The sequence below is a fragment of the Streptomyces sp. GC420 genome, assembly GCF_009916105.1.
Lineage (GTDB): Bacteria > Actinomycetota > Actinomycetes > Streptomycetales > Streptomycetaceae > Streptomyces.
Genome location: NZ_JAAAXQ010000354.1, coordinates 1 through 8,107 on the forward strand (window position 1 = coordinate 1; position 8,107 = coordinate 8,107).

Sequence of the window (8,107 nt, forward strand, 5' to 3'; positions counted from 1 at the left end):
GGGTATCAACATATCTGGCGTTGACTTTTGGCACGCTGTTGAGTTCTCAAGGAACGGACGCTTCCTTCGTACTCACCCCAGAACACTCTCCGAGGCTTTCCTCCGGGCGCTTCCCTTCGGTGTTTCCGACTCTATCAGACTCTTTCGCGTCCGATTCCCGGCCGGCGGGATTTCCTGCCTGCCGTTTCGCTTTCGCGTCCCGGCGTGTTCACTACTTTAGCCGATTTCCCCGGCGACTCAAATCGAGTCTGCGGATTCGAATTCCGGGCACGCCGAAAATTGAACCCGTCCGGGTTTGTCGTCGGTAGTGGTTGGCCGCTTCCAGGTTGCCCGGACTGCCGACCGATGGTCGGCGTCGACAGCAGTGCCCGTGTCAAGCGGCTCGGGCTACGTTAGGCGTCCGGCCCGGCCGAGTCAAGTTCCGCGGCCGGAGCGGCGGCGCGGGCTGTGCGCCCGGTAGGGGCTCACCGTCGGGTCGTCTTCGATCCAGAAGCGCCAGGGGTGGGTGGCCCCGTCGCCACCGACGCCGGTGCGCGGGCCCGTCCGCACCTGGTCGGAGGGTGCGGCAATGCCGGCCGGCACGGAGAGCGGGCCCGCGGGGACGGCGCAGACGTCGGTGCCGTCCAGGGCCCGGTCCACGTCGAGGGCGGTCGCCAGACGCGCGGGGCCTTTGGCCAGTTCCTTCTCGTCACGGGCCGAGATTCGACGTTTGCGGGCGTGCTCGGCACCCGCGGTGATCTCGCCCGTGCGGAGCAGGACGGCGCTCGCCGTGCCCTCCGGGCGGTCTGGCTGCCTACCTCCGCGACCTGCCGGGCGGCATCCGACACAGTGGCGGTACCACGGCGAACCGACCCGGTCAACGGCGTTCACGCCCGGGGAGCACCTGGGGACGGTGTACGACGATCCGACAACGCCCGTCGTGGTCACGGGGATTGAAGAGGTGGCCGCCATTCGCATACCCAGCGGCCGTCTTGTCGTGGACGCGCCGTGGCATGACGACGAAACCTGGGAGTACGAGCGAGGACAGCCGACGAGTCCCCCACGGGAGCTGGCGGTGCGGATTCCCCCGGGCACCTACCGGGTGGAGATCGCGTGGACGGCGGGGCCGTACGAATCGCCCGCCGGGCCTGCCGAGGCCCGTCACGACGGGTTCGGTGCGGTTCGGAAGGGTCATGAGGAGGATGGATTGGACGACCAGCAGTCAGCGGGCGAGCTCAACCTGCGCCTGACTGAGCTGGCGGACGGGCTCGCGGACCCGGACTGCGACCTCGCTCGCGAGCGATCACGCATCTTCGGACCCAACTCCGCGCCGACCCACCGGCGAGCCGCGAGCGAGGCGCACAGCGGCTCAGGCTCCGGGGGACGGCTTGGCTCTCGGGCTCAGTCGGTACGCCGAGACCGTTGGATCACCGGCGAGGTAGAAGCGGTGCTGCCAGTCGTGGGCTTTGCTCACGCCCACCCGAGGACCAACCCGGATGAGTGCGGCGGGTACTGGCTCACCCTCGGACAGCGTGACTGAGGCGCCTGCCAGTAGGTCTGTGCCGTTGTGCTCTGCCGTGATGCCGAGCGCTTGGCAGAAGTTTCCCGGACCCCGCGCGAGACGTGGACTCGCGACCTTGCCCCCTCGCCGCTTGCGTGCCAGGTCTTCCCCTTCGATGACCCTGCCTGCCCGGATGAGGACAGCTGAAGCGATGCCGTCTGCCCCGGTGACGATGTTGGCGCACCAGTGGAGACCGTGAGACCGGTAGACGTACAGGTGTCCTGCGGGTCCGAACATGACGGCGTTTCGGGGTGTCCTGCCTCGGTAGGCGTGGGAGGCGGGGTCGGCCGTACCGGAGTACGCCTCGGTCTCCGTGACGGTGATGCTCACGGTTCCCTCGGGTGTCTCGTGGGTGAGGATGGCACCGAGCAGCCTGGGGGCGACTTCTTCAGCGGGATGAGCGAAATTCGCAACGTTCATGCTGACCGACTTGACATGCCGTAGGTGAAGTAGACGTAGGCATGCCCCGGCGGACCGAACATCACGCCGTTGCGCGCCGTGCGGCCGCGGTAGGCGTGGGAGCCGGGGTCGAGCGGGCCCGCGTAGGCCTCCACCCCGGCGAGCCGGAGCTCTATGGGACCGTCCTCCGTTGTCCCCACCAGGACGCGGCCCATGAGGTCGGGGGCGACCTCGAGGACGGGGCGGTCGAAGAAGTCCCGGCTGAGCGGCGTACGGTCGGGGGCCGTGATCATGTCGTACGAGCCTAGTGGACGTACCGGATGCGGTGCGTGCGGACGGTGGTCACGGGTCGTCCGGCTTGCCAGGGTGGGCAGGAACGGAACCGGACGGTCGCCGACGCGCGTGTGTGTCGGTGCGCAGAGCCAGTTGATATTGGGTGAAAGAGGGAGAACGACCATGGGGTTCAAGCGGCTGCTCGCCAGCATGGGAGCCGGCGGTGCTTCGGTGGAGACGGTGCTCTTCGAGGAGAACGTGGTTCCCGGCGGGGTGGTGCAGGGCGAGGTCCGCATCCAGGGCGGAAAGGTGGACCAGCAGATCCAGGGGCTCTCCGTCGCGCTGCAGGCGAAGGTCGAGGTCGAGGGCCAGGACCTGGAGGGCAATGACACGGAGCACCTGCAGAACATGAAGTTCGCCGAGCAGGAGCTGGGCGGCGCCTTCACCGTGCAGCCGGGCGGCGAGCACGTGGTGCCCTTCGGTCTGGAGATCCCCTGGGAGACCCCGATCACCGCGTTCTCGGGTCAGAAGCTTCCGAAGATGGACATCGGCGTGCGGACCCAGCTGGCGATCGCGCGTGCCGTGGACGCGGGTGACCTGGACCCGATCACCGTGCACCCGCTGCCGGCGCAGAACGCGATCCTGGACGCCTTCGGGCAGCTCGGCTTCCGCTTCAAGAGCGCGGACATGGAGCGCGGCCACATCCGGGGTACCCGGCAGAAGCTGCCCTTCTACCAGGAGATCGAGTTCACCGCTCCGCAGCATTACCGCGGGCTGAACCAGGTCGAGGTGACGTTCATCGCCGACGGGCACGAGATGGACGTCGTCCTGGAAATGGACAAGAAGCCGGGCCTGTTCACCGAGGGCAGTGACTCCTACCGGGCGTTCACGGCGGGGCTGCACTCCTACCAGGAGACCGATTGGGCGGCGTATCTGAACCAGTGGCTCGCCGAGGTCGGCGGGCGCCGCAACTGGTTCTAGGCTCGGACGTGCCGATCTGCCGAGCACGACATCCGATTCTGGAGGTTCTCAAGTGACCGAGGCGAAGAGGGCACCGCTCCCCCACGATTTCCACCCCCCGGTGCCGTCTTTCACTGTGGTGAGCGACGACGTGACGCCGGGCGCGACGCTGAACGACGCGCAGGTGCACGCGGTGGGAAACGTGTCACCGCATCTGCGGTGGGAGGGTTTCCCGGCGGAGACCAAGAGCTTCGCCGTGACCTGCTTCGACCCGGACGCGCCGACGGGCAGCGGTTTCTGGCACTGGGTGCTGTTCGACATCCCGGCGTCGGTGACCCAACTGCCCGCGGGCGCGGGCAGCGGCAGGTTCGAGGGGCTGCCCGAAGGGGCGGTCCACGCACGCAACGACTACGGGACGAAGGACTTCGGCGGTGCGGCTCCGCCGCCCGGTGACCCGGCACACCGCTACGTCTTCACGGTGTACGCCGTGGACAGGGAGAAGCTGGGTCCCGGCGCGGACACTTCCCCCGCGGCGGTGGGCTTCAATCTGCGGTTCCACACGCTGGCACGTGCGCAGCTGATCGGTGAGTACGCCAGTCCCGCACGGGGCTGAGCCCGGACGGCGGCCGTCGGCCCCCGAGGACGGGGCGTGCCGGTCCGGATTCACCCAGTGTTTGCCCGCCTCTGGTCTTGGAGAGATCAGAGGCGGGCATTTTTCTTCCAGGGTCCCGAGGTGGCGGCCCCGGGGATATTGCGTTGTCCATCCCGGCGTGCCCGGCCAGAGTTGATCCAAGCCCAAGCCCGTCGGGGGACGGGCAGGCACACGGGAGGTGGGCGAGATGCGGGAGACCCTGGTTCTGAACGCGAGCTTCGAGCCGCTGTCGACGGTGACGCTGAACCGCGCGGTGGTGCTGGTGCTCCAGGACAAGGCCGTGGTCGAGCAGGCCCACCCCGGACTGCGGATGCGCGCTGCCGCGGTGGACATACCCGTGCCCCGGGTGATCAGGCTGTGCAGGTACGTGAGGGTGCCGTTCCGAAGACAGGCACCGTGGTCGAGGCGGGGTGTCCTGGTACGTGACGGGCACAGGTGCGCGTACTGCGGGCGGCGGGCGACGACCGTGGACCACGTGGTCCCGAGGTCGCAGGGTGGCAGGGACACCTGGCTGAACACGGTGGCCTCCTGCGCGGAGGACAACCACAGGAAGGCGGACCGTACGCCGGAGCAGGCGGGGATGCCGCTGCTGACGCGGCCGTACGAGCCGACTCCGCAGGACGCGATGCTGCTGACGCTGGGTGCCGGTGACCGGGCGGCGCTGCCGGGGTGGCTGGCGAGGTCGGCGTAACGGCGCGCCGCGCGTGCTCACTTGCGGGCCCGCTCCCCTGGTGGGGAGCGGGCCTTCGTGCTGCGGGTCAGCGCAGCAGGAGCTGGACGATGGCGATCACGCCGACGGCGACGATGACGCCGCGCAGGGCGGCGGGCGGAAGGCGGCGGCCGACCCTGGCGCCGATCTGGCCGCCGAGGGCGGAGCCGGCGGCGATGAGCAGGACGGCGGTCCAGTCGAAGTCGGCGACGAAGAGGAAGAAGCAGGCGGCGACGCCGTTGACGATGGCGCCGAGGACGTTCTTGACGGCGTTGACGCGTTGCAGGCTGTCGTCGAGGAGGAGCCCCATCAGGGCGAGGTAGAGGACGCCTTGGGCGGCGCCGAAGTAGCCTCCGTACACGCTGGCGAGGAGCAGCGCGACGAGGAGGACGGGGCCTCCGTGCGGGTGGGTCCCGCCCGTGTTGCCCTTTTTCTCCCGGTGGCGCTGTACGGCCCTGGCGAGACGCGGCTGTAGCAGGACGAGGACGAGGGCCAGGGCGATGAGCACGGGGACGATCGCGTCGAAGGCCGACGAGGGCAGCGCGACGAGGAGGACGGCGCCGGTGAGGCCGCCGACGAGGGCGGTGAGACCGAGTTGCAGGGCCCTGCGGCCCTGGCCGCGCAGTTCGGCGCGGTAGCCGATGGCACCGCTGACGGAGCCGGGTACGAGGCCGAGGGAGTTGGAGACGTTGGCAGTGATCGGCGGCAGCCCGGTGGCGAGCAGTACCGGGAAGGTGATCAGGGTGCCGGAGCCGACGATGGTGTTGATGGTGCCGGCGCCGACGCCGGCAGCGAGGACCGCCAGTGCTTCCCAGATGGACAAAGCCATCTCCTTACATGGTCAGTGGTCGCCTCCCCGCCCGTTGAGGTCGAGGGGCTCGCACCGATCATGCACGACCGCGTGGGCGGCTCAGTCGATCGGGGGCTGTTCGCGGCGGTCAGCGCTCTTGCCGCCGCCGCTGCCATTGCCGTTGCCGCCCATGCCCGCCATGGGGTTGAAGGTACCCATGGCGCCGCTGAGTCCCTTGAGGGCGTCGCCGATCTCGCTGGGCACGATCCACAGCTTGTTGGCGTCGCCTTCGGCGATCTTCGGGAGCATCTGGAGGTACTGGTAGGCGAGCAGCTTCTGGTCGGCGTCGCCGGCGTGGATGGACTCGAAGACCGTACGGATGGCCTGGGCCTCGCCCTCGGCCTTCAGGGCGGCCGCCTTGGCCTCACCCTCGGCCCGCAGGATCGCGGACTGCTTCTCGCCCTCGGCGGTGAGGATCTGGGACTGGCGGATGCCCTCCGCGGTGAGGATCGCGGCGCGCTTGTCACGGTCGGCGCGCATCTGCTTCTCCATCGAGTCCTGGATGGAGGTGGGCGGCTCGATGGCCTTGAGCTCGACCCGGTTGACGCGGATGCCCCACTTGCCGGTGGCCTCGTCGAGGACGCCGCGCAGGGCCGCGTTGATCTCCTCGCGGGAGGTCAGGGTCCGCTCGAGGTCCATGCCGCCGATGATGTTGCGCAGGGTGGTGACGGTGAGCTGCTCGATGGCCTGGATGTAGCTGGCGACTTCGTAGGTCGCGGCGCGGGCGTCGGTCACCTGGTAGTAGATGACGGTGTCGATGTTCACCACCAGGTTGTCCTGGGTGATCACCGGCTGCGGCGGGAAGGGCACGACCTGTTCGCGGAGGTCGATGCGGTTGCGGATCGAGTCGATGAACGGGACGACGATGTTCAGACCGGCGTTGAGGGTCCTGGTGTAGCGGCCGAAGCGTTCGACGATGGCGGCACTCGCCTGCGGGATGACCTGGATCGTCTTGATCAGGGCGATGAAGACGAGCACCACCAGAATGATCAGGACGATGATGATCGGTTCCATCGCGATTTCCCCGTGCCCTTCGTTGCCTTGTTGGCTTGGTTGCCGACGATCCGATGATCAATCTTCGCAGACCGCTGCGCTTGGTGCACCGCGTTCGGTCACATGACGACGGCGGTCGCTCCGTCGATGTCCACCACGTCGACGTGCTGGCCTACTTCGAAGGACTGGTGGTCGTCCAGGGCGCGTGCGGACCAGACCTCGCCGGCGAGCTTGACGCGGCCTCCACTGCCGTCGACCCGTTCCAGGACGACGGCTTGACGGCCTTTCAGGGCATCGATGCCGGACGGATGCTGGGCACGCTCGGATCTCTGGCGGGCGGCGATGGGCCGCACGACGGCGACCAGGGCCACGGACACGATGGAGAACACGAGGTACTGAGCCACCATGCCGCCCCCGACGGCAGCGGTGATAGAGGCCGCCAGGGCGCCCACGGAGAACATGCCGAGTTCGGGCATCGCGGTGACGACAAGGGGGATACCGAGTCCGACCGCGGCGATCAGCCACCACAACCACGCTTCTATTTCCACGTGTTCATGGTAGAGCCGCCGGTCGCGGTCGGACAGGGCGCGCGGCGATCAGGACAGCGGAAGTCCGTGAGCCGTCCAGCGGTCGCCGCTGCGCTCGACGACGAGCGGGAGGCCGAAGCAGTGGGAGAGGTTGCGGGAGGTGAGTTCGAGGTCGATCGGTCCGGCGGCGAGCACCTTGCCCTGACGGATCATCAGAACGTGGGTGAAGCCGGGCGCGATCTCCTCGACGTGGTGGGTCACCATGATCATGGAGGGGGCGTACGGGTCGCGGGCGAGGCGGCCGAGGCGGCGTACGAGGTCCTCGCGGCCGCCGAGGTCGAGGCCGGCGGCGGGCTCGTCGAGGAGCAGCAGTTCCGGGTCGGTCATCAGCGCGCGGGCGATGAGGGTGCGCTTGCGCTCGCCCTCGGAGAGGGTGCCGAACCTGCGGTCGAGGTACTCGGTCATGCCGAGCCGGTCGAGGAAGGCGCGGGCCCGCTGCTCGTCGACGTCCTCGTAGTCCTCCTGCCAGGTGGCGGTCATGCCGTACGCGGCGGTGAGCACCGTCTGCAGGACGGTCTGCCGCTTCGGCAGCTTCTCGGCCATGGCGATGCCGGCCACTCCGATGCGCGGGCGCAGCTCGAAGACGTCGACCTTGCCGAGTTGCTCGCCGAGGATGCGGGCGGTGCCGCTGGTCGGGAAGAGGTAGCTGGAGGCGACATTGAGGAGGGTGGTCTTGCCGGCGCCGTTGGGGCCGAGGATGACCCAGCGCTCCCCCTCCTTGACCGACCAGGAGACCTGGTCCACCAGAGCCCGGCCCTCGCGGACCACGGATACGTCCACCAGCTCCAGTACATCGCTCATGAGCGCGTTGTCTCCCATTGCAGTCTCGGATGTCGCGTGCGCCGGTAGGCACAGCCCCCGGGAAAACTTACGCCACCGTGCGGCGGGCCCAGTCTCTAGGCTGGGCCCATGCTCATGGAACCGCGCTCAGGACTGCTTGCCGCTTGGGGAAATGCCCTGCTTGCCGGACTCGTATCCCCGGACGAGGCCGCGTCTCGCATTGCGGGCGACGACGCCGTGCACCGCGTCGAGGGCCTGCCCGGCGAGACGCGGCCGGTGGGGCTGACGCTGGCGCTGGGCCGGCTGCGGGCGCTGGGGGCGACGGGGCTTCGGGTGGCGCTGCCCGCTCCGGGGCATCCGCTGG

Annotated in this window: 8 protein-coding genes and 3 pseudogenes; 4 read left to right on the forward strand and 7 right to left on the reverse strand. The window is 68.9% G+C overall.

Features of this window, described 5'->3' with window-relative positions; genetic code table 11:
* Positions 1 to 414: 414 nt before the first annotated feature.
* From GUY61_RS30740 to GUY61_RS30750, 3 genes and pseudogenes are all read right to left on the reverse strand, one after another.
* Positions 415 to 780: pseudogene (locus GUY61_RS30740) on the reverse strand (DNA-3-methyladenine glycosylase); the annotation flags it as partial.
* A 568-nt stretch (positions 781 to 1,348) separates the two neighbouring features.
* Positions 1,349 to 1,960, reverse strand: a complete 612-nt coding sequence (locus tag GUY61_RS30745; protein ID WP_166633527.1) for a DNA-3-methyladenine glycosylase — start codon at positions 1,958 to 1,960, stop codon at positions 1,349 to 1,351.
* 12 nt (positions 1,961 to 1,972) lie between these two features.
* Positions 1,973 to 2,232: pseudogene (locus tag GUY61_RS30750) on the reverse strand (DNA-3-methyladenine glycosylase); the annotation flags it as partial.
* 163 nt (positions 2,233 to 2,395) lie between these two features.
* Between GUY61_RS30750 and GUY61_RS30755 the strand changes: the two are divergent.
* From GUY61_RS30755 to GUY61_RS30765, 3 genes are all read left to right on the forward strand, one after another.
* Entirely contained in the window at positions 2,396 to 3,193 is a 798-nt protein-coding gene (locus GUY61_RS30755) for a sporulation protein (RefSeq protein WP_166633528.1), read from the forward strand.
* A gap of 52 nt (positions 3,194 to 3,245) precedes the next feature.
* Positions 3,246 to 3,785 carry a YbhB/YbcL family Raf kinase inhibitor-like protein gene (locus GUY61_RS30760; protein ID WP_166633529.1) on the forward strand — a complete coding sequence of 180 codons (540 nt, stop codon included), beginning with the start codon at positions 3,246 to 3,248 and terminating at the stop codon, positions 3,783 to 3,785.
* Between the two features lie 226 nt (positions 3,786 to 4,011).
* Positions 4,012 to 4,515 carry an HNH endonuclease gene (locus GUY61_RS30765; protein ID WP_166633530.1) on the forward strand — a complete coding sequence of 168 codons (504 nt, stop codon included), beginning with the start codon at positions 4,012 to 4,014 and terminating at the stop codon, positions 4,513 to 4,515.
* A gap of 67 nt (positions 4,516 to 4,582) precedes the next feature.
* Here GUY61_RS30765 and GUY61_RS30770 read toward each other — a convergent pair whose 3' ends face one another.
* From GUY61_RS30770 to GUY61_RS30785, 4 genes are all read right to left on the reverse strand, one after another.
* Positions 4,583 to 5,362 carry a sulfite exporter TauE/SafE family protein gene (locus tag GUY61_RS30770; protein ID WP_166633531.1) on the reverse strand — a complete coding sequence of 260 codons (780 nt, stop codon included), beginning with the start codon at positions 5,360 to 5,362 and terminating at the stop codon, positions 4,583 to 4,585.
* Positions 5,363 to 5,443: 81 nt separating this feature from the next.
* Positions 5,444 to 6,397, reverse strand: a complete 954-nt coding sequence (locus tag GUY61_RS30775; RefSeq protein WP_166633532.1) for an SPFH domain-containing protein — start codon at positions 6,395 to 6,397, stop codon at positions 5,444 to 5,446.
* Positions 6,398 to 6,495: 98 nt separating this feature from the next.
* Positions 6,496 to 6,924 (reverse strand): NfeD family protein, encoded by a 429-nt coding sequence (locus tag GUY61_RS30780; RefSeq protein WP_166633533.1) that lies wholly within the window; start codon positions 6,922 to 6,924, stop codon positions 6,496 to 6,498.
* A 48-nt stretch (positions 6,925 to 6,972) separates the two neighbouring features.
* Positions 6,973 to 7,764: an ABC transporter ATP-binding protein gene (locus GUY61_RS30785; RefSeq protein WP_166633534.1), complete on the reverse strand. Its 792-nt coding sequence runs from the start codon at positions 7,762 to 7,764 to the stop codon at positions 6,973 to 6,975.
* A 108-nt stretch (positions 7,765 to 7,872) separates the two neighbouring features.
* Between GUY61_RS30785 and GUY61_RS30790 the strand changes: the two are divergent.
* Positions 7,873 to 8,107: pseudogene (locus tag GUY61_RS30790) on the forward strand (hypothetical protein); the annotation flags it as partial.